This window comes from Mesorhizobium sp. M0968, from assembly GCF_040319065.1.
Classification (GTDB): Bacteria; Pseudomonadota; Alphaproteobacteria; order Rhizobiales; family Rhizobiaceae; genus Mesorhizobium.
The window spans coordinates 57,228-79,023 of record NZ_JAMYNL010000020.1 but is presented as its reverse complement, the minus strand read 5'-3'; the positions used below and the strand labels follow the sequence as shown (position 1 = coordinate 79,023).

Sequence of the window (21,796 nt, the reverse complement as noted above, 5' to 3'; positions counted from 1 at the left end):
GATTTTCTCCGGACAGGACCATGTGAATTTCAATGCCATGGCAGCCCTTGCACATCCACCCGGATATGCACAGGGCCAAACTGATGGCGTCCGGCCCTACTGGGCGGCGGTGGGGCCTGCATCGTCAACGATGGCTCCCGCCGGCGTGTCGGCTCCGGTATTGGTTGCTCCCGCCTTGGCGGCGTCCTGCGCCTGCTTTTTCAGCAGTGCCCGGTAGCGAGCGACATTCTCGTTATGCTCATCGAGCGTCGAGGCAAAGACGTGCCCGCCGCTGCCGTCGGCGACGAAGTAGAGATCGCTGGTCTTCGACGGATTGGCGACAGCCTCCAGCGCCGCACGGCCGGGATTGGCGATCGGCGTCGGCGGTAACCCGTTGATCAGATAGGTGTTGTAGGGCGTCGGCTTCTGGATGTCCGACTGATAGATCGGGCGGTCGATGGGTTTGCCTTTGCCGCCGAACAGGCCGTAGATGATGGTCGGGTCCGACTGCAGCCGCATACCCTTGGCCAGCCGGTTGAGGAAGACGGCGGCTACGCGCGAGCGTTCATCGCCCTTGCCGGTCTCCTTCTCGACGATAGAGGCCAGGGTGACAAAATCCTCAACGTTGGCGATCGGCAGATCCGGCGCTCGGCGTTGCCAGACCTCGTCGACCAGCTTCTTCTGGTCGGCCAGAAGCTTGTCGACCATCTGCTGGCGTGTTGCGCCGCGGGTGAAACGCAGCGTGTCGGTGGCGAGGCTGCCCTCAGGTGGAGTGGTCGACGGCATATCGCCGGTCAGCGCGTCCTGCTCGGCGATCCGTTGCAGCGCCTGCTCGACCGTCAGCCCCTCGGGGATGGTCAGCGAATACATCACCGACTTGCCGCTCTTCAGCAGTTCCATGATATCGTGCATCGACGCCTGCGGCTTGATCTCGTATTCGCCGGCCTTCAGGGCGGAATCATTGCCGAAGGCGCGCACGCCAAGGCGGAAAATGCGGGCGTCGCTGATCAGCCCTCGCCGCTCAAGCTGGTCGGCGATCTCCTGGACGCCGCTATTCGGCTTGACCAGGAAAGTGTCGCCATTGGCCGACGGGCCGGGCTCGTTGAACTCCTGCTTGCCGAAATACAGCGCAACGCCTGCCGCCAGCACCATCAGCATCACCGAAGAGATGACGAAGTTCATGAACACGACGAACTGGCTGCGCGAGGCACGCGAGCGCTTCGGCGGCGGCGTGCCGGCCTCGGGCCGCAACGCCTCGCTGGCCGTCTTCGGCACGATCGGGCCGGGCGTGGGCGTTGCTGGCCGTTGCCCGAATTCCCCGTTATCGGCCGGATTTGTGTTCATAGCGCCCTACCATTTGATCTTGCGACGAATCCCCTCGGGCAGAGTAGGGGCGAATATGGCAAAATTGACGGCAGACGGAAACCGGCAGAGCGGTCAGCCATTGTAGCGCTGGAAGACGAGCGAGGCGTTGGTGCCACCGAAGCCGAAGGAGTTGGACAGCGCCACGTCTATCTGCCGGGCCCGCGGCTTGTGCGGCACCAGGTCGATCGCCGTTTCGCGCTCCGGATTGTCAAGATTGATGGTCGGCGGCGCGATGTTGTCGCGAATGGCGAGGATCGAAAAGATCGCCTCGGCAGCACCAGCCGCGCCCAGCAGGTGGCCAATCGACGATTTGGTCGACGACATCGATATCTTCGAGGCGGCGTTGCCGACCAGCCGCTCGACGGCGCCGAGTTCGATCGTATCGGCCATGGTCGAGGTGCCGTGCGCGTTGATGTAGTCGACATCGGCCGGCGTCAGCTTCGCCCGGTTCAGCGCCGCGGTCATGCAACGGAAAGCGCCGTCGCCGTCCTCGGCAGGCGCGGTGATGTGATAGGCGTCGCCGGTCAGACCGTAGCCGGTGACCTCGGCATAGATCTTGGCGCCGCGGGCCTTGGCGTGTTCGAGCTCCTCGAGCACGACAACACCGGCGCCCTCGCCCATGACGAAGCCGTCGCGATCGCGATCATAGGGGCGTGAGGCCGTTTGTGGCGCATCGTTGCGCTCGGTGGAGAGCGCGCGGCAAGCGGCGAACCCGGCGACCGACAGTCTCGTCACCGGCGCTTCGGCGCCGCCTGCGACCATAACGTCGGCATCGCCCCAGATGATCAGCCGGGCGGCATCGCCGATGGCGTGCGCACCGGTCGAGCAAGCGGTGACGACGGCATGGTTGGGGCCTTTCAGCCCATGCCGGATCGAGACCTGACCGGAGACGAGGTTGATGATCTGGCCAGGGATGAAGAATGGGCTGATGCGGCGCGGACCGCGTTCCTTGAGGATCATCGCATTCTCGGCGATGCCTTCGATGCCGCCGATGCCCGAACCGATCAGCACGCCGGTGGCGCACTGTTCCTCATGCGTCTTCGGCTGCCAGCCGGAATCCTTGAGTGCCTCGTCGGCGGCCGCGATCCCGTACAGAATGAAGTCGCCGATCTTGCGCAGTTCCTTCGGCTCGAGAACGGCTTCAGGATTGAAAGTGGCATTGGAGCCGTCACCGCGCGGAATGACGTGGGCGACCTTGCAGGCAAGATCTTCCACCTCGAATTCGGTGATGCGCTTGGCTGCGCTGCGGCCGGTCAGAAGCTCCTTCCAGCTGTGCTCGAAGCCCATGCCGAACGGCGAAAGCAGCCCAAGGCCCGTGACGACGACACGCCTCATCGCAGGTCCTCCCCGGTGATGACTGCAAATAGCGTCAGGCGGAGGCCTTGTCGATGTATTTCACCGCATCGCCAACAGTCAGGATGGTCTCGGCGGCGTCGTCCGGGATTTCGACACCGAACTCTTCTTCGAACGCCATGACAAGTTCGACCGTGTCGAGGCTGTCCGCGCCCAGATCATCGATGAAGCTCGCCTGCTCCGTCACCTTGTCGGCATCGACGCCAAGGTGCTCGATGACGATCTTCTTGACGCGCTCTGCGGTGTCACTCATTTGGGCATCCTCGTCTTTTGGTTGTCTGTCTTCGTTAGCGGGCAGAATGCCGCTAATCAAGCTGAAAGATGGTCCTGCCGGAAACGCAGCGGAACAGGACCGGTTTTTGCCCGAACCGCCGGGTTGCGGGCGGCATTACACGAAAAATCCCGTGCATCCAAGACGGAATGAAGCGTTTTCCCAAGTGTTAGATCATTGCCATGCCGCCATTCACATGAATGGTCTGGCCGGTGACGTAGGCTGCCTCGTTGGAAGCGAGGTAGGCGACGGCTGAGGCGACTTCGGCGCCCGTGCCCATGCGCCGGGTCGGGATCGCCGCCATGATCGCCTCTTTCTGTTTGTCGTTGAGCTTGGCGGTCATCGCCGATTCGATGAAGCCCGGGGCGACGCAGTTGACGGTGATATTGCGGGTGGCGATCTCCTGCGCCAGCGATTTGGAAAAGCCGATCATACCGGCTTTGGAGGCGCAATAGTTGGTCTGGCCGGGATTACCCATGACGCCAACCACTGAAGTGATGTTGATGATGCGGCCATGGCGGCGCCGCATCATCGGATGGGTAAGCTCGCGGGTCAGCCGGAACACGGCGGTCAGGTTGACCTCGAGCACGCTATCCCAGTCGGCGTCAGCCATGCGCACGAACAACCCGTCCTTGGTGATGCCGGCATTGTTGACGAGGATGTCGACGCCTTCGAGGTCAGCTTCCGCCTTCTGGCCGAGCGCCTTGACGTCGTCGCGGTTGGAAAGATTGGCCGGGAAAAGCTTGACCCGGTCGCCCAGTTCGGCGGCCAGCGCCTCCAATTTCTCGATACGTGTGCCATGCAGGCCGACGATGGCGCCCTGGCCGTGCAGCACGCGGGCGATCGCCTCGCCTATACCTCCCGATGCGCCGGTGACGAGCGCCTTGCGGCCGGTCAATTCGAACATGCTTTATCCTCTTCCCAAATCGTACTGGCCAATCATACGGGCCGGTGAGTTCGGCTATCTGTAAACGTTGCCGCGGTGGCCTATGGTTACCACCAGAATGACGAGCCGGTTATCCTGCACATCGCAAATGATGCGATAATCCCCGACGCGATATCTCCAAAAGGTTGCGAGCGGGCCCTTCAGCGGTTTGCCGAGTTCACGCGGGTTGTCGAGAACGGCAATGCGGTTTTCAATAAAATCACGGATACGGTGACGTGTCTGCGGATCCAGTTTTTCGACAAATTTTCGCGCCGAGTGGGCGTATTCAAGCGTCCAGGCCACGCCAGAAGTCCTCGGCTCTCATGACGTCTTCTTCACCACGCCTGATCCGCTCAACGACTTCGGCAGCCAGGTAGTAATCCTCCAAGTCCTCCAGACCACGTTCAATGAGCTCGCGCAGATAGTAGGCCTTGCTGCGACCAGTCTTGGCCGCGAGAAAATCCAGGCGCTGCTCGACTTCAGGAGAAAGGCGGATCGATGTGGGCATGCCGCACCTTGTTGCGATACATGTATTCATATAGCGGCAAGCACTGATGAATTCAAGCTACGTGGTCACCCAAGGCGGCAAGTGCCGTCTCGACCTCCGCCGCCGATCCGATGCTGCTGGTGGCAATGTCGCGGTTGATGCGGCGGGCCAGCCCCGACAGCACCTTGCCGGCGCCCACTTCGTAAAGCGTCACAACGCCGTTGCTGCCGAACCACTCCACCGTTTCGCGCCAGCGCACGCGCCCGATCACCTGTTCGACGAGTCGGCGGGCGATCTCGTCGGGATCGCTCGTCGGGGTCACCGTAACATTGGAGACCAGCGGCACGACCGGCGCACTCTTCGTCACGGCGGCCAGCGCCTCCCGCATGATCTCGGCCGCAGGCTTCATCAATGCCGAATGGAAGGGCGCCGAGACCTGCAGCATCAGCGCCCGCTTGGCGCCCTTCTCCGTGCATAGCCTCGCCGCCAGTTCGACCGCTGGCCTGGCGCCGGAGATCACCAGCTGGCCGCCGCCATTGTCATTGGCGATCTGGCAAACCAAGGCTTGTGCGGGATCTTTGGCGGCGCCCTGGGCGGCCTCTGCGCAAGCAGCTTCGACGTCGGCCTGTTCCAGCCCGATGATCGCCGCCATGGCGCCCTCGCCGGCCGGCACAGCCGCCTGCATGGCATTGCCGCGGATGCGCAACAGCCGGGCGGCGTCGGCGACCGAAACGAAACCTGCGGCCGCAAGTGCCGAATATTCGCCGAGCGAGTGGCCGGCGACATAGGTGACCTTGCCGTTCAGGGAGAAGCCGCGCGCCTCCAGCGCCCGGATTGCGGCAAGCGACACCGCCATCAGCGCCGGCTGGGCGTTGGCGGTCAGCGTCAGCGTCTCTTCCGGGCCTTCCCAGATCAGCTTCGATAGGTTTTCGCCGAGCGCGTCGTCAACTTCCTCGAAGATCCGCCGCGATTCCACAAAGGTATCGGCGAGGTCCTTGCCCATGCCGACAGCCTGGCTGCCCTGCCCCGGAAAGGTGAATGCGATGGCCATCGGCGGCTCCCAGCTGCTGGTTCACGTTGCCTGTGACGCAAGGCGTGCGGCCAAGTCAAGTCCAACCTTGATCGCGTAATATCGGCCGAGTGCCTGTTTCGGCAGGCTTTTTGGCGATCACTCATGATGAAAACCGCTCACGATTTGTTTGCTGGCTCTTCTTATTTCCGCCACAGGCGCTAGGCTTTGCGTGACAGTTCGATGACAATCGAGTGACGCTTTTGTTGCGGGCCGGGGAACTATTGAAGTGGCAAAGACCAAGCAGAGCGCAGCCGAGGCGGCGCCCCAGTTTCTTGAAGGCGATCCGTCGACCGGCTATCTGCCGGCGCGCAAATGGCCTGTCATCCGCTATGGCCTTATCAGCTTGCTGGCTGCGGCCATCCTTGTGTTTGCCATCGAACTGATCGTGCGCGGCAACTTTGCCGGCACCATTGATTTCTTTCTGCAGCCTTTCAAACCCGGCTGGACCACGATCATCATTTTTGCGCTGATCCTCATCGGCCTCGACGCCGTGCTCGGCCGCAGTCATCAGAGCCTGATGATCGTCGCGCCGCTGACATTGTCGCTGGCGTTCGTCGGCCACCAGAAGTCGCTGTATCTCGGCGATCCGCTCTATCCGACCGATTTCCTTTATTCCCGGCAGATCGTGGCACTGATGCCGCTTCTGGTACGCGATCGCCCGGGAACCGCCATTGCCCTGGCGATCGGCATCGTCGGCGGGCTGTCGCTGCTCGTCTATGGCTGGCGGCTATGGCGCCGCCGCGTTCCGGCGCTCAGCCACAAGGGCCGCCTTGCCCGGCTGACGCTGACAGTACCGCTGATCGCCTTCTTCGTTTCCATCATGGACTATGCCACTTTCTCGTGGACGCGCGACCGGCTGCAGATCATCCCGATCATGTGGGACCAGAAGGAAAACTATGCCTCGAACGGTTTTGCGCTCGCCTTCGCGCTTAACGTTCCGATGGCGCATGTCTCGGCGCCGCCCGGCTATTCCGACAAGGCGATCGAAGCGATCGGCAAACCGCAGGTGACCGCCTCGGTACCTGCCGAGAAGCCCGACATCATCGTCGTCATGAGCGAATCCTTCTGGGATCCGACCAAGCTACCCGGCGTCACCATCACACCCGACCCTATCCCCAATGTGCGGGCACTGCGCACGGGTTACATGTTCTCGCCCGAGTTCGGCGGCATGACGGCCAACATCGAGTTCGAGGCCCTGACCGGCTTTTCCAACGCCTTCCTGCCGGCGGGCAGCATTCCCTACCAGCAATATGTGCGGACACCGACTCCCTCGCTGGCGACCTTCCTGAAAAGTCAGGGCTACCGGGCGCGCGCCATCCATCCCGGCACTAACTGGTTCTGGAACCGGGGGGCCGTCTATGCCGATTTCGGCTTCAACGACTTCAAGTCCGAGGAGACGTTGCCGCCCATGCAGAAGCGCGGACCGCTCGCGTCGGACGCTGCGATGACCGACGAGATCATCCACGAAGCCGATACCAGCGCCGAGCCGGTGTTCTTTTTCGCCGTCAGCCTGCAGAACCACGGGCCGTATGAGCCGTATCGCTATAACAATCCGACCCACAAGGTGCAGGCGCCGATCAGCCAATGGGCGCGTGAATCGCTGTTGAGCTATGCCGAAGGCTCTTCCGACGCGGACCGCGGCCTCGAGCGGCTGATCGAATGGGCGAAGAAACGCGAGAGGCCGACCGTCATCGCGTTCTTCGGCGACCATCTGCCGCCGCTTGGGCCGGTCTACGTCGAGACCGGCTTCCTGAAGGACAATGTTGCGCCGCGCAAGGAGGCGGCCGACCAGATGCTGCTGCACCACCAGACGCCGCTGATCGTCTGGTCGAATCGCAGCGGCCCGGCCGAGGATCTGGGCGCCGTCAGCCCGTCCTTCCTGCCCTACCATATCCTGAAGACAGCCGGCATCAGCCATCCCTATTACACCGGCTTCCTCGGACAGTTGCGAGAGCGCTACCGCGTTATCGACCGCAATTTGCTTTTGGCACCGGGGGGCGACGCCACCCCCGATTGGTCGCGTCAGAAAGAGATCGATCCGGCAATCCGCGACTTCCGTCTGCTGCAATACGACATGATGTTCGGCAAGCGCCATGCGGCGCCCGATTTCTTCCCTGAAACCACAGGCAAAGTGGCTGCACACACGAGTTGAGCAGCGGCGGCGGGAGAGCGGCCGACGTCGTTCAGTTCGTCAAGTGCAGCTGCGAAATCGAGCTTCCGATTTTCAGGAAGACGCTTTCGAGCTGACTGACGTCGTTGGTCGGGTAATAATCCGACGGCGACGATGCGCAGGCCTCGTAGAGCTTGCGGTTGGCTGCGGTGTCGGCCTGCAGCAGCACTGTGAAGATCTGCACGTCCTGCTTCTTCAATGTGTTGCATACATTGGTTGTCCAATCGTCGACATTGCGCGCAGCCGCGGTCTGGTCGCTGGATCCAAACCGACCCGAGGCCAGGAATCCGTAGGAGCCATAGTCCGACTTCTGTGGCGTATCCTTCGCGCCATAGACAACATTCTCGCCGTCGGTGAGCAGCAGCACCGTTTTGGTCGTGCCTGACGCCCTGAACGGCGCGCCGTCGCTGTAAGGCGGTGCCGGCGAGAGCACCCGCATCCCCCATGACAAGCCTTCCGAAACATTGGTCCCCGAGCCGTTCCATTCGATCATCTCACCGACGGCCTTCCGCAATTTGTCGAAATCATCGGTCAGCGGCACTATCGGCGTCGGACAGGCCCGGTTTGGGCCGATAGTCAGTGGGCCTCTCTTGTCGTTGATCAGCTTCATCGTCGAAACACTGTACTTCGCCATGTCGCTGGTGAGGCCGGGAAGCAGGGTGAGGACGGTATCGTCGAGATAGGAATTGTTGTAGCCGGTCGCTGAATTGCCGTAGGAGCTGTTTGGATTTCTAGCGTTACCTGGATCGTCCGGCGCGAAATAAGGTACGAACAGGGTGTCCGGTTTGTTTTGGTCGGGCGAAATGTCGGAAACATTGTTGGTTCCTGGCCGCGCTTCGACGCAGCCTCTCCATTCGACGCCCAATTGCTTGAACAGATCCATATGGTTGACGCGCTTGCCGCCGACCGAGGGGAAATTGGCGCCGTTGTTCGGCGATTTGCCGGCCATGTCGATCCAGGCCGGATCGTAGTCCTCGCCCTTGACGTTGACGGCGGTGACGAACGGCACCACCGCGACACGTACGCTGCGCGTCGGCGACTTCGCCGCTTCGAGCATATCGATCAGGGCCGTCGCCGCCGTCCGCAATGCGCCGATGCGATCGTTGCTGGCCATCGACCCGGTATTGTCGAGCACCAGCACGACTTCGAGCTGATTGGTCGATTCGACGGCGCCGGCATCGACGGTGATGCGCTTGTCGTTGCCGAACAGGAAGGCGAAGTTCAAATTGACGTCCGCCGTGGCGACAGCCTTGGTCTGGATGTAATTGAGGCCCCTTTCCACGGTAAGCGTCGCTTCGGCGTTCCTCAACTCGCTGTGGCCGGCGACATTGGTCTGGAAGTAGCGGTCGAAGACGTCCTTGCGCGAAGCCTCGATGTCGCCGAGATGCGAAGATGCAAGGTTCGCGGCATCGAGCGCATTCTGCAAGCTGACCTTGGCCCTCATCAAGGTGGACACGTCCACGGCAAAGGCGACGGCGGTCAGAACCGCAGGCAGCCCGAACGCCAGCATCAGGGCAAAGTTGCCGCTCTTCGAACGGCAGAATTTGTCGAAAAGCATTTTTGTCCCCAAACCGCCTTGGTGCCGAACTCGCGCAGACTGTTTGCTTTTGCATCCGCATGATGAACGACGGGTTGCCGCCACGCCCGCCGGTGCTGGAACTTCGCATGGTGGTTAAGGTCCGGTTTCAGGAGATCCGTAAGCCTTGCCGTCGAGACCCGTGGCGCTCTGGGACGGTAGGGCCGTTTGCTCCGTCGTTTGGCCTTGCTTTGCGGTCAAATTCCTGTATAGACGCCCGCAATCTGCCGGTCCTTGCTGGGGGCTGAACGGAGGGCCGGAGGTTTTTCGAAACCTTCGCGTGAAGCCAGAAGCGCTTCCGCCTCCCGTGTCTCCGCTCTCGACCGTCTCGTCATGCTCCTTTCTTCCCCGCCTTCGCAAGGATTGCGGGTCAGAGAAGTTGCAGAGGCTTTTGCCGCCGGGAACCGGGAGAGAAACGAAGAAAGGCACGAACACTATGGCTCTATACGAACATGTGTTTCTTGCTCGGCAGGACCTCTCGCAGCAGCAGGTCGATGCGCTTGTCGAACAGTACAAGGGCGTCATCACCGCGAATGGCGGGTCCGTCGGCCGGGTCGAGAACTGGGGACTGAAGTCCCTCACCTACCGGGTCAACAAGAACCGGAAGGCATATTATACACTCATGGACATCACCTGCCCGCCGGCCGCGCTCAACGAGATGGAGCGCCAGATGGGCCTGTCCGAGGACGTGCTGCGTTTCCTGACCATCAAGGTCGATGCGCATGAGGAAGGTCCGTCGGCAATGATGCAGAAGCGCGAAGAGCGCTCGGAACGCGGCGGCTTCGGCGACCGCGACCGTGGCGATCGTGGCCCGCGCTCATTCGGCGACCGCGATCGCGGTGACCGTGGTGACCGTCCGCCGCGCAGCTTCGGCGATGGCGGTGCCGATCGTGGCCCGCGCCGTCCGCGCGAAGGCTTTGAAGGAGCCGCAGAATAATGGTCGACATCAACCAGATCCCAACCCGGCGCCCCTTCCACCGTCGCCGCAAGACCTGCCCGTTCTCCGGCGCCAATGCGCCGAAGATCGACTACAAGGACGTGCGGCTTCTGCAGCGCTACATCTCCGAGCGCGGCAAGATCGTTCCATCGCGTATCACCGCCGTAAGCCAGAAGAAGCAGCGCGAGCTCGCCAAGGCGATCAAGCGCGCCCGCTTCCTCGGCCTGCTGCCCTACGTGGTCCGCTAACACTGATTAGTTGACCATGATCTTATCCGAAAACCGGTTTCCACTTTTCGGGATCATGGTCTAGCCAGCGGGCGGTTCGCCGCCCGCTTTTCACCGGCCACGACGGGCGTAGCCGGATCGAACACCAAATCCCGGGTTGGATTTCAACAAGAGATCCTAACTGCCGCGACAGGCAGGACAGCGACACAGGCGACGACGCCCCAGCTTCCTGACCTGTTCCAGACAACTCGGCGCCGATCCTGAGGACAGCGCCCAAGCGAAGGAACAAAACCATGGAAGTCATTCTTCTCGAACGCGTTTCCCGCCTCGGCCAGATGGGCGATACCGTCAAGGTCAAGGACGGGTTTGCCCGCAATTTCCTGCTGCCGCAAGGCAAGGCGCTGCGCGCCAACGAAACTAACAAGAAGAAGTTCGAGGGACAGCGGGCCCAGCTTGAAGCCCGCAACCTGGAGCGCAAGTCCGAAGCCGCGCAGATTGCAGAAAAGCTCGACGGCAAGAGCTTCATCGCCGTGCGCTCGGCCGGCGAAACCGGTCAGCTTTATGGTTCGGTCTCGACGCGCGACATCGCCGAGCTGGTGATGGCGGAAGGTTTTTCGGTCAACCGCAACCAGATCCTGCTCAACCAGCCAATCAAGACCATCGGCGTCACCAATGTGGCGATCGCGCTGCACCCGGAAGTCGAGGTTACCATCACGCTCAACATTGCCCGCACGGCCGACGAAGCCGAGCGCCAGGCCAAGGGCGAAACGCTGACCACCGCCGAAGCCATCTACGGCGAGGACATCAACGATAATGCGCGGCCGGAAAACTTCTTCGATCCGAATGCGGAGTTCGAAGGCGGCGAAGACAACGGCTGATCGTCATTCGTCGGCATTCGCCGGCTAATCGCTATTCTGGCCCAATGCCCGGGCCTCGTACCCGGGCATTTTTATGCCAAATGGAACTTTTCGAACCCCTATATCTTGATGCAGAATAGGACAGCATGTCTGGCCGAGAGGGGACAATTGGTCATGAATATTCTGCTGAAACGCGTTCTCGACCGCCTGGTCCGCACAGGCAATCTCAAGGTGACAGGGCCGCAAGGCTCGATGGTGACTTTCGGTGACGGCAGCGGCGAGCCGGTGCACATGCACATCAAGACAAGGCATGCCGAGCGCGCAATAACCTTCGATCCGATGCTGGCGGTGCCGGAAGCCTACATGGACGGTGAACTCGACATTCTCGAGGGCGGCGTGCTGGGGGTGATGCGGATTGCCTTCCAGAACATGGGCAGCGGCGGTATCGATGCCACCTGGTCGAAGGCGATCGAAGGTCTGCGCCACGCCTTCCGGCGCCTGCAGCAGATCAATACGGCGTCGCGGGCGCGCCGCAACGTGCAGCGCCATTACGATCTGTCGGGCGACCTCTACCGCCTCTTCCTCGATGAGGACATGCAATATTCCTGCGCCTATTTCGAGCAGCCGGACATGACGCTCGACGAGGCCCAAGCGGCCAAGAAGCGCCATATCGCCGCCAAGCTCAGGCTGAAGGCCGGCCAGACGGTTCTTGATATCGGCTCCGGCTGGGGTGGGCTTGGGCTCTATCTAGCCAAGGCGTTCGACGTCGACGTACAGGGCGTGACGCTGTCGACCGAGCAGCACGGCGTCGCCACCGACCGCGCCCATGCGCAAGGCCTGCAAAACCGGGTGCATTTCGACATCAAGGACTATCGCGAACTCAATGAACGTTTCGACCGCATCGTCTCCGTCGGCATGTTCGAGCATGTCGGGGTCAATCATTTCCGCACCTTCTTCGACAAGTCGGCGACGCTCCTGAAGCCGGACGGCGTCATGCTGCTGCACACGATCGGCCGCTCCGGCGTGCCGTGGGCAACCAGCGCCTTCATCCGCAAGTACATCTTCCCGGGCGGCTACATCCCGTCGCTATCCGAAGTGATGCCGGCCATCGAAAAATCGGGGCTCGTCGTCACCGACATCGAGGTTCTGCGGCTGCATTATGCCGAGACGCTGAAGCATTGGGGCGAGCGCTTCGCGGCCAACCGCGACAAGGCCAGGGCGATTTATGACGAGCGCTTCTGCCGCATGTGGGAGTTCTATCTTGCCGCCTCGGAAGCTGCCTTCCGCTGGCAGGATCTGGTGATCTTCCAGATCCAGATTGCCAAGAAGAACGACACGCTGCCGATGACGCGCGACTACATGGCCAGTTGCGAGAAGGCGCTAGAGATGCGCGATCTTGGACGTCGCGAAAAGGCTCCGGTTGCCAAGCCCACTCGCCGCCGCAAGGTGGCGGATCCGGAGTAGACTGCCGGCATCACGCCATCGCCACTTGCCATTGCCGGCCGGCACGCTGAAAAGGGTCCCGTCAAACGCGGGACCTTTTTTCATGACCTACCTCCTCTACGTCGCCGCCGCACTTGCCGAGATCGCCGGCTGCTTTTCGTTCTGGGCGTGGTGGCGGCTGGACAAGTCGCCGCTGTGGTTGGCGCCCGGTCTCGTCTCGCTCGTGCTATTCGCGTGGCTGCTGGCGCTGGTCGACACCAGCGCGGCGGGCCGGGCCTACGCCGCCTATGGCGGCATCTACATTGCCGCCTCGCTGGCCTGGTTGTGGCTGGCGGAAGGCGTGCACCCCGACCGCTGGGATCTTGCCGGTGCCGCGATCTGCATCGTTGGCGCCTCGGTCATTCTGCTCGTACCTCGGACTGCCTAAGCGATGGAACTGCCCATCCCGCTTAGACAAGGCGTCGAGCGCCTTCTCGAACAGGTGCCGTTGCCGATGCTTAAGCAAGCGGCAAAGACGCTGTCGGACCGCTACCGCGCCGAGTTGCGCGACGGTCGCCTGCACATGGCCGAAGACATGGCGGTGAAGGCCTATCTGGCAACGCGGCTGCCGGCGACCTATGCCGCCATCCGCGCCAGCCTCGATGCGGTCAGCGAGGCACGGCCGGATTTTTTCCCAAAAACCCTGCTCGATGTCGGCGCCGGCCCTGGCACGGTGCTTTGGGCCACAATCAATCTCTGGCCGGATCTCGAACAGGCGGTGCTACTCGAGGCCGGCGCCGCGGTACGAAGGGTCGGCGAAGCACTTGCCGCGGATGCGATCACGGCCAGGACCGCCTGGCGGACCGGCGACATCACCATCGACCTGGTCGATCTGGAGCCGGCCGAGCTGGTGACTTCAGCCTATGTGCTGGATGAGATCGCGCCGGCATCGCTGGCAAAACTCATCGACCGGCTCTGGCAGCTGACCGCAGACACGCTGCTGGTGGTCGAGCCGGGCACGCCGGCCGGCTGGCAGCGTATTCTTGCCGTGCGGCGGCAGTTGATCGAGGCGGGCGCGCACGTGCTTGCGCCCTGCCCGCATGAGGCGCCCTGCCCGCTCGTTGCCCCCGACTGGTGCCATTTCGCCCGCCGCGTCGCCCGCTCGCGCCTACACCGTCTGGCCAAGGATGCCGAGGTGCCGTGGGAGGACGAGAAATTCATCTTTGTCGCGGCCTCCCGCCATCCGGCCGCTCCGCCTCGAGCGCGAGTGATCGCACCGCCGAAGTCGGGGTCCGGCAAGGTCTTGCTGAAGCTTTGCGACCAGGATGGGGGTGCTGCCGAGCGACTGTTCACCAAGCGCGACGGCGAGACGTTCAAGGCCGCGCGGCGACTGGATTGGGGTGATGCCTTGCCGGAATGACCGGCAGCTATTTTCCTGTTTTGTTCTCGCCCGAGAACGGCTAGGCTCGCCATCTTGATTCGAGTCAATCGAGATTCTTTCCACCGAAAGATCCTGGCTGTGAATCGCGGGCATCAAAGTTGGTTGGTTAGGGACTGATGCAGATAAGTCATCACCGACTTGTCTCGTTCTGATATCGAGAGACGGGGATCAGGACAGGGGACATCATGGCAGAGGCAGCACGAAAATTCGGCGTGGCGGAAACACCGCTCTATCGCGAGGCGCCGAACAATATCGAGGCCGAGCAGGCGCTGCTCGGCGCCATACTGGTCAACAACGATGCCTTCTACCGCGTCTCCGACTTCCTGAAGCCCGGCCATTTCTACGAGCCGCTGCATAGAAAGATCTTCGAGGTCGCGGCCGAGCTCATCCGCATGGGCAAGATCGCGACGCCGATCACGCTGAAGACCTTCCTGCCGGCCGACGAGAAGGTCGGCGACATGACGGTGGCGCAATATGTCGTGCGGTTGGCGGTCGAGGCCGTCACCGTCGTCAACGCCACCGACTATGGCCGCGCCATCTACGATCTGGCGACGCGGCGCGCGCTAATCACTGTCGGCGAGGACATGGTCAACATCGCCTATGACGCGCCGGTCGACATGTCGCCCTCCGACCAGATCGAGGATGCCGAGCGGCGCCTGTTCGAATTGGCCGAAACCGGCCGCTACGATGGCGGCTTCGAGAGCTTCACCGATGCCGTCAAGACCGCCGTCGACATGGCCAATGCGGCTTATATGCGCGACGGGCATTTGTCGGGCGTTGCTACCGGCTTGCGCGATCTCGACCGCCGCATGGGCGGCCTGCAGTCGTCCGACCTGATCATCATTGCCGGCCGCCCCGGCATGGGCAAGACTTCGCTCGCCACCAATATCGCCTTCAACATCGCCGAGGCCTATGTCCCGGCGCAGCAGGCGGACGGCTCGTTCAAGGCGGCCAATGGCGGCGTCGTCGGCTTCTTTTCGCTCGAAATGTCATCCGAACAGCTGGCCACCCGCATTATTTCCGAACAGACGGAAATCCCGTCGTCGAAAATCCGGCGCGGCGAGATCAGCGAGATGGATTTCGAAAAGCTGGTCGCCTGCTCGCAGACAATGCAGAAAATCCCGCTGTTCATCGACCAGACGGGCGGCATTTCCATCGCTCAGCTGTCGGCCCGCGCGCGTCGCCTGAAGCGCCAGCGCGGCCTCGACGTCATCGTTATCGACTATATCCAGCTGATGCAGGGATCGAGCGCGAAATCCTCGCAAAACCGCGTCCAGGAAATCACCGAGATCACCACCGGCCTCAAGGCACTAGCCAAGGAGCTGGCGGTGCCGATCATCGCGCTGTCGCAGCTGTCGCGCCAGGTCGAGAGCCGCGACGACAAGCGCCCGCAGCTTTCGGATCTGCGCGAATCGGGCTCCATCGAGCAGGACGCCGACGTGGTGCTGTTCGTCTACCGCGAGGAATATTATCTGAAGAACCGCGAGCCGAAGCCGGGCACCGACGAATACATCAAATGGGAACACGAGATGAACGAGATGCGCGGCAAGGCCGAGGTCATCGTCGCCAAACAGCGCCACGGCCCAACGGGATCGGTCAGCCTCGCCTTCCAGGGCGAGTTCACCCGCTTCTCGGACCTTGCGGAAGAGCATCATATTGCGGAGAGGTTTGAGTAAGCGTTTGGCAGATGTCGCAACAAGAATGCGGGAGTACGGCGTTCCTTCACGCCCCCCTCTGTCCTGCCGGACATCTCCCCCACGAGGGGGGAGATTGGAGATGTCCGGCAGGACAGAGGGGGGCGCTGTCCCGCCGACCTGTCTTTCAATTGTCGCAGGCCGCGCCTGATGGCCAAATCCCGCGTCCAGTTCATCTGCCAGAATTGCGGCTCCGTGCATCAGCGCTGGGCCGGCAAATGCGATGCCTGCGGCGAGTGGAACACGCTGGTCGAGGAAGGCACGTCAGGCGGCATAGGTTCCGGCCCGGCCAATACGCGCAATGCACGCAAAGGCCGCGCGGTGGTGCTGACCAGCCTCTCCGGCGACATCGAGGACGCGCCGCGCATCGTCTCCGGCATCGGCGAACTCGACCGCGCCACCGGCGGCGGCTTCGTGCGCGGCTCGGCGCTGCTGGTCGGCGGCGATCCCGGCATCGGCAAGTCGACGCTGCTCACCCAGGCCGCGGCCGCGCTGGCGGCAAAGGGCCACCGCATCGTCTATGTCTCGGGCGAAGAGGCGGTCGCGCAGATCAGGCTGCGCGCCCAGCGGCTCGGCGTCGCCGACACCCCGGTCGAGCTCGCCGCCGAAACCAATGTCGAGGACATCCTCGCCACCATCGCCGATGGCAAGCGGCCGGATCTGGTCATTCTCGATTCGATCCAGACGCTGTGGACCGATATGGCCGATTCGGCGCCCGGCACGGTGACCCAGGTGCGTGCCGCCGCCCAGGCGATGATCCGCTACGCAAAATCCACAGGGGCGGCGATCGTTCTGGTCGGCCACGTCACCAAGGAGGGCCAGATCGCCGGACCGCGCGTCGTCGAGCACATGGTCGACGCGGTGCTCTATTTCGAGGGCGAAGGCGGCCACCACTACCGCATCCTGCGCACGGTCAAGAATCGCTTCGGGCCAACCGATGAGATCGGCGTCTTCGAAATGTCGGACAAGGGCTTGCGGGAAGTCGCCAACCCGTCCGAGCTTTTCCTCGGTGAGCGCCGTGCGAAGTCGCCGGGTGCCGCGGTTTTCGCCGGCATGGAAGGCACACGGCCGGTGCTGGTCGAGATCCAGGCGCTGGTGGCGCCATCGACGCTGGGCACACCGCGCCGCGCCGTCGTCGGCTGGGACGGTGCCCGGCTGTCGATGATCCTGGCGGTTCTGGAAGCCCATTGCGGCGTCCGCTTCGGCACGCACGATGTCTATCTCAACGTTGCCGGCGGCTACCGCATTTCGGAGCCGGCGGCCGACCTGGCAGTGGCGGCGGCACTGGTTTCCTCGCTCACCGGTCTTGCCCTTCCCGCCGATTGCGTCTATTTCGGCGAAATCAGCCTGTCGGGTGCGGTGAGGCCGGTTGCGCATGCGCAGCAGCGCCTCAAGGAAGCCGAAAAGCTGGGTTTCGGACGCGCGGTTCTGCCCTTGGGCAGCGAGGAACTTGTTGGTGGTAATGCGGTCGGGGGGATCGGAGCCAGCGCTTTCCAGCCCACCGAGCTTGCCGATCTCGTGGCGCGAATAGCCGGCTCTCGGCGCAGCCGCGCCGACGAGCAAGAGTGATGCGGCTCGTCGGGCCGTGAAAAAGAGATCGGAGTGGGGCGAAAAACATGCCGATTACGCTGCTTGACGGAATTCTCGTCGGCTTCACCCTGGTCTCGGCGATGCTCGCTATGGTTCGCGGCTTTTCTCGCGAGATCCTGTCGATCATCTCCTGGGCAGCCGCCGCGGCCGCCGCCTTCTTCTTCTACAAGCCGGTGCTGCCTTACATTCAGCCCTATGTCGACAACGAAAAGGCCGCCATGGCGGCGGCCGCCGGTATCGTCTTCATTGTCGCGCTGATCGTCGTTTCGGTCATCACCATGAAGCTCGCCGACTGGATCATCGATTCCAGGATCGGCGCGCTCGATCGTACACTTGGCTTCCTCTATGGCGCGGCGCGCGGCATTCTGGTCGTCGCTGTCGCGCTGCTTTTCTTCAATTGGCTGGCGGGCGCCAAGGCTCCAGGCTGGATTGCCAACGCCAAGTCAAAGCCGTTGCTCGAATCGATCGGCGCCAAGCTCGAAAGCTTGCTGCCCGAGGATCCGGAAAACGCCATCCTCAACAAGCTCAATCCGAATCAGCCGGCCACCGAGACGCCTCTGGCCCCCGACGCGCCTGCAGCGGAAGCCCCTGCCGCCGGCGACGACGCCACTGCGCCGGCACCCGACGACAGCGATGCGCCGCCGGCCGACAATGCGCCCGCGACGCCGGCACCTGCAAACCCGGCGCCGGCAAACTGATTTCGACAGACTTGCGAGGCTCAAGACTGTCGATCATGTGAACGCCGCACGACGTGCGTTGCTTTCGATGCGCTATGACCTTATATGGCGACTTTAGCGGAGCTTGAGCCCCAATGGCAGCCTCAGTGGCAGACGCAGACGACGTGCTTTCCGCCGAAGCCGACGACCATTTCCACGACGAATGCGGCGTGTTCGGCATTTTCGGCCGGCAGGACGCCGCAGCCATCGTAACGCTCGGTCTGCATGCGTTGCAGCATCGAGGCCAGGAAGCGGCCGGCATCGTTTCTTATGACGGCACCCAATTCCATGTCGAACGCCATGTCGGCCTGATCGGCGACACCTTTACTAAGCAGCGTGTCATCGACAGCCTGCAAGGCAACCGTGCTATCGGCCACACACGCTATGCCACCACCGGCGGCGCCGGTCTGCGCAATATCCAGCCTTTCTTCGCCGAACTTGCCGATGGCGGCTTTGCCGTCGCCCATAACGGCAATCTCACCAACGCCATGACCGTTCAGCGCGCCCTGCAGAAGCAAGGCGCCATCTTCTCTTCCACCTCCGACACCGAAACGCTCCTGCACCTGGTTGCCACCAGCAAGGAGCGCGACCTGAATTCGCGCTTCATCGATGCGGTGCGCCAAGTCGAAGGCGCCTTCTCGCTGGTGGCGATGACGTCCAAGAAGATGATCGGGTGCCGCGACCCGCTCGGCATCCGCCCGCTGGTGCTCGGCGATCTCGACGGCGCCTGGATTCTCGCCTCCGAGACCTGCGCGCTCGATATTATCGGTGCGCGTTTCGTGCGCGACCTGAAGCCCGGCGAAATGGTCGTCGTCACCAGCAAGGGCATCGAAAGCCTGTTCCCGTTCGAGCCGCAGAAGACCCGCTTCTGCATCTTCGAATATGTCTATTTCGCGCGGCCGGATTCGTCGGTCGAAGGCCGCAACGTCTATGAAGTGCGCAAGCGCATCGGCGCCGAGCTGGCGCAGGAAAGTCCGGTCGAGGCCGACATCGTCGTGCCGGTGCCGGATTCGGGCACGCCGGCGGCGATCGGCTTTTCGCAGGCCGCGGGCATTCCGTTCGAGCTCGGCATTATCCGCAATCACTATGTTGGCCGCACCTTCATCCAGCCCGGCGATTCGATCCGCCACATGGGTGTCAAGCTCAAGCACAACGCCAACCGCCGCATGATCGAAGGCAAGCGCGTGGTGTTGGTGGACGATTCGATCGTGCGCGGCACCACCAGCCAGAAGATCGTCCAGATGGTGCGCGATGCCGGCGCCAAGGAAGTGCATATGCGCATCGCTTCGCCGCCGACGCGCGCCTCCTGCTTTTACGGCGTCGACACACCGGAAAAGTCGAAGCTGCTGGCGTCGCGCATGTCGGTGGAGGAGATGGCCGAGTTCATCCGCGTCGATTCGCTCGGCTTCCTGTCGATCGACGGGCTCTACCGCGCCGTCGGCGAGGCAGGCCGCGACAACGAGCAGCCGCAATTCTGCGACGCCTGCTTCACCGGCCAGTATCCGACCCGGCTTGCCGACTTCGAAGGCTCCGACAATGTGCGCACGCTGTCGCTGTTAGCGGCCGGCGGGTCGTAGAATTCCGATCCGGACGGAGGAAAGACATGAGCGCTCGACGAGGCTTATGGCAAGGCCTCAAGGATTCACTCTCATTTGCAAAATCCTTGCTCAAAGATCAGATTAGATCTGAGGTCGATATCGATACGCCTCTCGGCAATGGATTTCTTTTCTGTCAAGTTAGAGAGGCGAGAGAAACCCAAGACAAGTATGTCGTCGTCAAAGCTATCGGTGGTGATGCAACGGTTTTTGTCCCTCTTGATGAGAATTCCGCCAGGCAATTGATTTCCTTCATTCAGCTGTCGTTCTTAGACCAGCAACCCAAGAATAGCTCATGACCCCTCCCCTTGACCTTTCCGGCCGCGTTGCGGTCGTCACCGGCGCCTCGCGCGGCATCGGCTATTTCATCGCCAGGGGGCTTGCCGCCGCCGGTGCGCATGTGATTGCGGTTGCCCGCACCGTCGGCGGGTTGGAAGAACTCGACGACCAGATCAAGGCAGGTGGCGGACAGGCGACGCTGGTACCGCTCGATCTTGCCGACATGGCGGGGATCGACCGGCTGGGCGGCGCCATCCACGAGCGCTGGGGCAAGCTCGACATACTGGTCGCCAACGCCGCCGTGCTCGGCGTCATCGCCCCGATCGGCCATGTCGAGGCCAAGACCTTCGAGAAGGTGATGACCATCAACGTCACCGCAACATGGCGGCTGATCCGCTCGGTCGACCCGCTGCTCAGGCTTTCCGATGCCGGCCGTGCTATCGTGCTGAGCTCCAGCCTTGCCCACTCCGCACGCGCCTTCTGGGCGCCTTATGCGGCGTCGAAGGCGGCGGTCGAGGCCATGACGCGTTCATGGGCGCATGAGACCGAAAACCTGCCGCTCAGGGTCAATGCCGCCGATCCCGGGGCAACGCGCACCGCGATGCGGGCGCAGGCCGTACCCGGCGAGGATCCTGAAACACTGCCGCACCCTTCGGAGATCGCCAAGCGAATCGTGCCGCTGGCCAGCCCTACGCTCAAGGAGACCGGGCTGATCTTCCAGGCCAAGCACAATCGCTTTGTCGCCTACCGGCAGCCGGAGTAGCCACACATCGCATTTTGCCGGAAGAATTGCACCGGCACCAACGTTGTTCGGGTGCCACAATTCGAGAAACGGAGGACCATATGCGGAGACTGCTTCTCTTGACTGCCGCCGCGCTGCTTGCAGTGATCGGCGCCACGTCGTCGCAGGAGGCAACGATGAGCTTTTTCGTCACCAGCGTCGGCTCCGGCAAAGGCGCCGATCTCGGCGGTCTCGCCGGCGCCGACGTCCATTGTAGTTCACTGGCCGAAGCCGCGGGCGTTACCGGCAAGACATGGCGCGCCTATCTCTCGACCAGCGATACCGATGCACGCGACCGTATCGGCAAAGGCCCGTGGTTCAACGCCAAGGGCGTCAAGATCGCCGATGATGTCGCTTCCCTGCATAGCGATGCCAACGCCATCACCAAACAGACGGCACTCGACGAAAAGGGCCAAATGGTCAACGGCCGCGGCGACACGCCCAACCGGCACGACGTGTTGACCGGCTCCAAGCCGGATGGCACGAAAATTGCCGACCAGACCTGCGGCGACTGGACGCTGAGCGGAGCAGAAGGTGTGGCCATGATGGGTCATCACGATCGTACCGGCCTCGATGGCTCGGCAGCCGCCAAATCGTGGAATTCCTCGCATGCGTCACGCGGTGGCTGCAGCCAGGAAGCGCTGAAGGGCACCGGCGGCGACGGCCTGTTCTATTGTTTTGCGGTGAACTGAACCAAAACGACCCGACATCACGTGGCTGTGATGCCGTGGCTTAACGCCGCGCTTTGGCCCAGCTTTCGCCGCTGGGCCGGAGTTGCTAGGATCGTGCGACTCCCAAAACAAGCAGAGCGAGGAAATACTCATGGCGGCACCGAGCGTAGCGTTAGTCTGGTATCTGGTGATCGCCGGCCCGCAAGGCGGCATGGTCGTGCTGCCCAGCACATTCGACACCCGCGAACAGTGCGCCTTCGCCATAACCGAATACCAGAAGCAACCGACGCCGGCCGGCTGGTCGGTGCAGTGCGTGCCGAGCGCCTCGCCCTTCGCCGACGAGGGCGACGCCGAGGAGCCGTCGGCGCAGTAGGACAGCGTGATCTCC

At 62.6% G+C, this 21,796-nt stretch carries 23 protein-coding genes; 15 read left to right on the top strand and 8 right to left on the bottom strand.

What is annotated here, in order from left to right; translation table 11 throughout:
• Positions 1–96: 96 nt before the first annotated feature.
• From mltG to fabD, 7 genes are all read right to left on the bottom strand, one after another.
• A complete protein-coding gene (gene mltG / locus NKH67_RS25950; protein ID WP_352471094.1) occupies positions 97–1,323 on the bottom strand; it encodes an endolytic transglycosylase MltG in 1,227 nt (408 codons plus the stop codon).
• A gap of 93 nt (positions 1,324–1,416) precedes the next feature.
• Positions 1,417–2,679: a beta-ketoacyl-ACP synthase II gene (fabF, locus tag NKH67_RS25945; RefSeq protein WP_352454402.1), complete on the bottom strand. Its 1,263-nt coding sequence runs from the start codon at positions 2,677–2,679 to the stop codon at positions 1,417–1,419.
• A 34-nt stretch (positions 2,680–2,713) separates the two neighbouring features.
• Complete coding sequence (locus tag NKH67_RS25940) at positions 2,714–2,950, bottom strand: acyl carrier protein (protein WP_006203723.1); 237 nt, start codon at positions 2,948–2,950, stop codon at positions 2,714–2,716.
• 187 nt (positions 2,951–3,137) lie between these two features.
• Positions 3,138–3,875 (bottom strand): 3-oxoacyl-[acyl-carrier-protein] reductase, encoded by a 738-nt coding sequence (gene fabG / locus NKH67_RS25935; protein ID WP_352471093.1) that lies wholly within the window; start codon positions 3,873–3,875, stop codon positions 3,138–3,140.
• Positions 3,876–3,929: 54 nt separating this feature from the next.
• Complete coding sequence (locus NKH67_RS25930) at positions 3,930–4,196, bottom strand: type II toxin-antitoxin system RelE family toxin (protein ID WP_352471092.1); 267 nt, start codon at positions 4,194–4,196, stop codon at positions 3,930–3,932.
• Entirely contained in the window at positions 4,180–4,401 is a 222-nt protein-coding gene (gene relB / locus NKH67_RS25925; RefSeq protein ID WP_352467166.1) for a type II toxin-antitoxin system RelB family antitoxin, read from the bottom strand. The genes NKH67_RS25930 and relB overlap by 17 nt, the downstream gene beginning before the upstream one ends.
• Positions 4,402–4,453: 52 nt before the next feature.
• Positions 4,454–5,431, bottom strand: a complete 978-nt coding sequence (gene fabD, locus NKH67_RS25920) for an ACP S-malonyltransferase (protein ID WP_352471091.1) — start codon at positions 5,429–5,431, stop codon at positions 4,454–4,456.
• 247 nt (positions 5,432–5,678) lie between these two features.
• On the opposite strand from fabD, the gene NKH67_RS25915 reads away from it, so the two are divergent.
• Positions 5,679–7,604 carry an LTA synthase family protein gene (locus NKH67_RS25915; protein ID WP_352493155.1) on the top strand — a complete coding sequence of 642 codons (1,926 nt, stop codon included), beginning with the start codon at positions 5,679–5,681 and terminating at the stop codon, positions 7,602–7,604.
• 31 nt (positions 7,605–7,635) lie between these two features.
• Here NKH67_RS25915 and NKH67_RS25910 read toward each other — a convergent pair whose 3' ends face one another.
• Entirely contained in the window at positions 7,636–9,180 is a 1,545-nt protein-coding gene (locus NKH67_RS25910; RefSeq protein ID WP_353032020.1) for a pilus assembly protein TadG-related protein, read from the bottom strand.
• 454 nt (positions 9,181–9,634) lie between these two features.
• On the opposite strand from NKH67_RS25910, the gene rpsF reads away from it, so the two are divergent.
• From rpsF to NKH67_RS25840, 14 genes are all read left to right on the top strand, one after another.
• Positions 9,635–10,135, top strand: coding sequence for a 30S ribosomal protein S6 (gene rpsF, locus NKH67_RS25905; protein ID WP_292663863.1), 501 nt, complete (start codon positions 9,635–9,637; stop codon positions 10,133–10,135).
• Positions 10,135–10,383, top strand: coding sequence for a 30S ribosomal protein S18 (gene rpsR / locus NKH67_RS25900; RefSeq protein WP_006203718.1), 249 nt, complete (start codon positions 10,135–10,137; stop codon positions 10,381–10,383). The genes rpsF and rpsR overlap by 1 nt, the downstream gene beginning before the upstream one ends.
• A 272-nt stretch (positions 10,384–10,655) precedes the next feature.
• Positions 10,656–11,240: a 50S ribosomal protein L9 gene (gene rplI, locus NKH67_RS25895; RefSeq protein WP_352501850.1), complete on the top strand. Its 585-nt coding sequence runs from the start codon at positions 10,656–10,658 to the stop codon at positions 11,238–11,240.
• A 153-nt stretch (positions 11,241–11,393) separates the two neighbouring features.
• A complete protein-coding gene (locus NKH67_RS25890; RefSeq protein ID WP_352471088.1) occupies positions 11,394–12,683 on the top strand; it encodes a cyclopropane fatty acid synthase in 1,290 nt (429 codons plus the stop codon).
• Between the two features lie 82 nt (positions 12,684–12,765).
• Positions 12,766–13,089, top strand: coding sequence for a YnfA family protein (locus tag NKH67_RS25885; RefSeq protein WP_352501849.1), 324 nt, complete (start codon positions 12,766–12,768; stop codon positions 13,087–13,089).
• Between the two features lie 3 nt (positions 13,090–13,092).
• Positions 13,093–14,061: a small ribosomal subunit Rsm22 family protein gene (locus NKH67_RS25880; RefSeq protein WP_352501848.1), complete on the top strand. Its 969-nt coding sequence runs from the start codon at positions 13,093–13,095 to the stop codon at positions 14,059–14,061.
• A gap of 206 nt (positions 14,062–14,267) precedes the next feature.
• The gene (locus NKH67_RS25875) at positions 14,268–15,758 is read left to right on the top strand and encodes a replicative DNA helicase (RefSeq protein WP_352471085.1); all 1,491 of its coding nucleotides are present in this window, start codon (positions 14,268–14,270) and stop codon (positions 15,756–15,758) included.
• Positions 15,759–15,926: 168 nt separating this feature from the next.
• The gene (gene radA, locus NKH67_RS25870) at positions 15,927–17,345 is read left to right on the top strand and encodes a DNA repair protein RadA (RefSeq protein ID WP_352501847.1); all 1,419 of its coding nucleotides are present in this window, start codon (positions 15,927–15,929) and stop codon (positions 17,343–17,345) included.
• A gap of 47 nt (positions 17,346–17,392) precedes the next feature.
• Positions 17,393–18,064 carry a CvpA family protein gene (locus NKH67_RS25865; protein WP_023677716.1) on the top strand — a complete coding sequence of 224 codons (672 nt, stop codon included), beginning with the start codon at positions 17,393–17,395 and terminating at the stop codon, positions 18,062–18,064.
• 125 nt (positions 18,065–18,189) lie between these two features.
• Positions 18,190–19,659 carry an amidophosphoribosyltransferase gene (purF, locus tag NKH67_RS25860; RefSeq protein ID WP_023677717.1) on the top strand — a complete coding sequence of 490 codons (1,470 nt, stop codon included), beginning with the start codon at positions 18,190–18,192 and terminating at the stop codon, positions 19,657–19,659.
• A gap of 26 nt (positions 19,660–19,685) precedes the next feature.
• Positions 19,686–19,976, top strand: coding sequence for a hypothetical protein (locus NKH67_RS25855; RefSeq protein WP_352501846.1), 291 nt, complete (start codon positions 19,686–19,688; stop codon positions 19,974–19,976).
• Positions 19,973–20,719, top strand: a complete 747-nt coding sequence (locus NKH67_RS25850) for an SDR family NAD(P)-dependent oxidoreductase (protein WP_352501845.1) — start codon at positions 19,973–19,975, stop codon at positions 20,717–20,719. The genes NKH67_RS25855 and NKH67_RS25850 overlap by 4 nt, the downstream gene beginning before the upstream one ends.
• Positions 20,720–20,799: 80 nt before the next feature.
• Positions 20,800–21,429, top strand: coding sequence for a hypothetical protein (locus tag NKH67_RS25845; protein ID WP_352501844.1), 630 nt, complete (start codon positions 20,800–20,802; stop codon positions 21,427–21,429).
• 130 nt (positions 21,430–21,559) lie between these two features.
• Positions 21,560–21,781: a hypothetical protein gene (locus NKH67_RS25840; RefSeq protein WP_254820234.1), complete on the top strand. Its 222-nt coding sequence runs from the start codon at positions 21,560–21,562 to the stop codon at positions 21,779–21,781.
• Positions 21,782–21,796 lie beyond the last annotated feature (15 nt).

Excerpts from the sequence above, each read along its gene's own strand:
- fabD (WP_352471091.1), bottom strand. The coding sequence starts at position 5,431 with ATGGCCATCGCATTCACCTTTCCGGGGCAGGGCAGCCAGGCTGTCGGC.
- rpsR (WP_006203718.1), top strand. The coding sequence starts at position 10,135 with ATGGTCGACATCAACCAGATCCCAACCCGGCGCCCCTTCCACCGTCGC.
- NKH67_RS25910 (WP_353032020.1), bottom strand. The coding sequence starts at position 9,180 with ATGCTTTTCGACAAATTCTGCCGTTCGAAGAGCGGCAACTTTGCCCTG.
- rplI (WP_352501850.1), top strand. The coding sequence starts at position 10,656 with ATGGAAGTCATTCTTCTCGAACGCGTTTCCCGCCTCGGCCAGATGGGC.
- fabG (WP_352471093.1), bottom strand. The coding sequence starts at position 3,875 with ATGTTCGAATTGACCGGCCGCAAGGCGCTCGTCACCGGCGCATCGGGA.
- mltG (WP_352471094.1), bottom strand. The coding sequence starts at position 1,323 with ATGAACACAAATCCGGCCGATAACGGGGAATTCGGGCAACGGCCAGCA.
- NKH67_RS25940 (WP_006203723.1), bottom strand. The coding sequence starts at position 2,950 with ATGAGTGACACCGCAGAGCGCGTCAAGAAGATCGTCATCGAGCACCTT.
- relB (WP_352467166.1), bottom strand. The coding sequence starts at position 4,401 with ATGCCCACATCGATCCGCCTTTCTCCTGAAGTCGAGCAGCGCCTGGAT.
- radA (WP_352501847.1), top strand. The coding sequence starts at position 15,927 with ATGGCCAAATCCCGCGTCCAGTTCATCTGCCAGAATTGCGGCTCCGTG.
- NKH67_RS25865 (WP_023677716.1), top strand. The coding sequence starts at position 17,393 with ATGCCGATTACGCTGCTTGACGGAATTCTCGTCGGCTTCACCCTGGTC.
- fabF (WP_352454402.1), bottom strand. The coding sequence starts at position 2,679 with ATGAGGCGTGTCGTCGTCACGGGCCTTGGGCTGCTTTCGCCGTTCGGC.
- rpsF (WP_292663863.1), top strand. The coding sequence starts at position 9,635 with ATGGCTCTATACGAACATGTGTTTCTTGCTCGGCAGGACCTCTCGCAG.
- NKH67_RS25885 (WP_352501849.1), top strand. The coding sequence starts at position 12,766 with ATGACCTACCTCCTCTACGTCGCCGCCGCACTTGCCGAGATCGCCGGC.
- NKH67_RS25855 (WP_352501846.1), top strand. The coding sequence starts at position 19,686 with ATGAGCGCTCGACGAGGCTTATGGCAAGGCCTCAAGGATTCACTCTCA.
- NKH67_RS25890 (WP_352471088.1), top strand. The coding sequence starts at position 11,394 with ATGAATATTCTGCTGAAACGCGTTCTCGACCGCCTGGTCCGCACAGGC.
- NKH67_RS25840 (WP_254820234.1), top strand. The coding sequence starts at position 21,560 with ATGGCGGCACCGAGCGTAGCGTTAGTCTGGTATCTGGTGATCGCCGGC.
- NKH67_RS25845 (WP_352501844.1), top strand. The coding sequence starts at position 20,800 with ATGCGGAGACTGCTTCTCTTGACTGCCGCCGCGCTGCTTGCAGTGATC.
- NKH67_RS25850 (WP_352501845.1), top strand. The coding sequence starts at position 19,973 with ATGACCCCTCCCCTTGACCTTTCCGGCCGCGTTGCGGTCGTCACCGGC.
- NKH67_RS25880 (WP_352501848.1), top strand. The coding sequence starts at position 13,093 with ATGGAACTGCCCATCCCGCTTAGACAAGGCGTCGAGCGCCTTCTCGAA.
- NKH67_RS25875 (WP_352471085.1), top strand. The coding sequence starts at position 14,268 with ATGGCAGAGGCAGCACGAAAATTCGGCGTGGCGGAAACACCGCTCTAT.